We start from the raw sequence: 1313 nt of genomic DNA, 5'->3' as shown, positions 1-1313 counted from the left end.
TAATCCAATGAGAAATACAGTGTCCCAAGATCCTGCTGTAAAAAAAATACTCCAACGAGTTAAAGAATTGGAACTCACTATTAAAGTGCAACAAAATAAAATCAGTCAACTTGAGTCAGAAAGTTTTCAATTAAAAAACCTCATTGAGAATCTTCCTGGCGACATTTATTGGAAAGATAAAAATGGCATTTGGTCTGGTGTTAACAAACGAGGGGCGCAAAGCTTAAATCAAATGGGCTTTATTACTGACCGCTCTGACGTAATTGGTAAATCCGATTATCAGTTATTCAGTAAAGAAACCGCCGATGAATATCGAAAAAATGACCTTGAAGTCATGATGAACAAAGTCGAAATTACTCGCGAAGAAGTCAACAACCTACCCAATGGTGAAACCTTGGTACAGCTCTCTGCCAAAAGACCGTTATGGGATAAAGATGGCAATGTCGTTGGTGTTGTTGGTGTTGTTGGTAATACCGTTGATATTTCCTATTTAAAAAATAGTTGAGGCTGAATTAAAAACAGCCATGGAGAAATCAGAAATAGCGAATAAAGCCAAAACCGAATTTCTGGAAAACATGCGGCATGATATTCGTACGCCACTAACCGGTATTGTCGGTTTTGCAGACATACTGAAACTGGAGCTTACACTGAGTTTTGATTCATCAATTCCAGAACATTTAATTGGTGATAAGATTCGTGTACACCGAGTTGTTCTCGAGCTGATCGCCAACGCGTTAAACTTTATTGGAAAACGGGACACTCCGAGTTGCTTGAAGAGTTATACCAACAGGCGATTGCGGTGATTCATGAGAGTATACAGGAAGTTAGCCGTTGGTTGAGTACTCATTGAGCGCTGCTAACTATTTAAATGCTCTCGCATATGTTTAGTTACGTGAATGATTACACACTCGTCTGCAATCGCAGGTTGACGCGCAAACATTCACGTAGATGACTCTCTATTCTACGAATAGTAATCAAAAACGATAATACTTAACCATACGCGGATTAAAAATCATTAGTCTCATTACTAGCTGCAAAAGGATCTGCCGGCTCACCAGGAATTTTTCGCGATTCATTAGCCCATTCGCCAAGATCAATTAATTTACACCGTTCAGAGCAAAATGGTCTGAATTTATTGTCTGGTCTCCAGGTATTTGATTTGTCGCAGGTAGGACATTTAATTTTCTGTGGATTTTTCATAACTACATTTATTCGTTTATTTTGGAACGCATAGTATATATCAATCTTTATAGACGAATAAATCTCAAATATTAATTTATATTTCCCTAAGTGATATGATATGCAACAATTAG

At 37.6% G+C, this 1313-nt stretch carries 3 protein-coding genes; 2 read left to right on the top strand and 1 reads right to left on the bottom strand.

Going from position 1 to position 1313, the window contains the following annotated elements; all coding sequences use genetic code 11:
* The coding region (locus ACQY7T_RS12485; protein ID WP_428413839.1) for a PAS domain-containing protein at nucleotides 1–505 on the top strand (505 nt) is incomplete at its 5' end.
* Between the two features lie 19 nt (nucleotides 506–524).
* A complete protein-coding gene (locus ACQY7T_RS12480) occupies nucleotides 525–803 on the top strand; it encodes a histidine kinase dimerization/phospho-acceptor domain-containing protein (RefSeq protein ID WP_428413838.1) in 279 nt (92 codons plus the stop codon).
* Between the two features lie 202 nt (nucleotides 804–1005).
* Here ACQY7T_RS12480 and yacG read toward each other — a convergent pair whose 3' ends face one another.
* Nucleotides 1006–1200 carry a DNA gyrase inhibitor YacG gene (gene yacG, locus ACQY7T_RS12475; protein WP_428413840.1) on the bottom strand — a complete coding sequence of 65 codons (195 nt, stop codon included), beginning with the start codon at nucleotides 1198–1200 and terminating at the stop codon, nucleotides 1006–1008.
* Between the last annotated feature and the right edge of the window lie 113 nt (nucleotides 1201–1313).

This window comes from Legionella sp. (assembly GCF_965140895.1).
Lineage (GTDB): Bacteria > Pseudomonadota > Gammaproteobacteria > Legionellales > Legionellaceae > Legionella.
The sequence above is the reverse complement of the archived record's forward strand: the minus strand, read 5'-3'. Positions and strand labels throughout refer to the sequence as shown.

Bases quoted from the DNA above. Each gene is read 5' to 3' on its own strand.
- yacG (WP_428413840.1), bottom strand. From the start codon at position 1,200: ATGAAAAATCCACAGAAAATTAAATGTCCTACCTGCGACAAATCAAAT.
- ACQY7T_RS12480 (WP_428413838.1), top strand. From the start codon at position 525: ATGGAGAAATCAGAAATAGCGAATAAAGCCAAAACCGAATTTCTGGAA.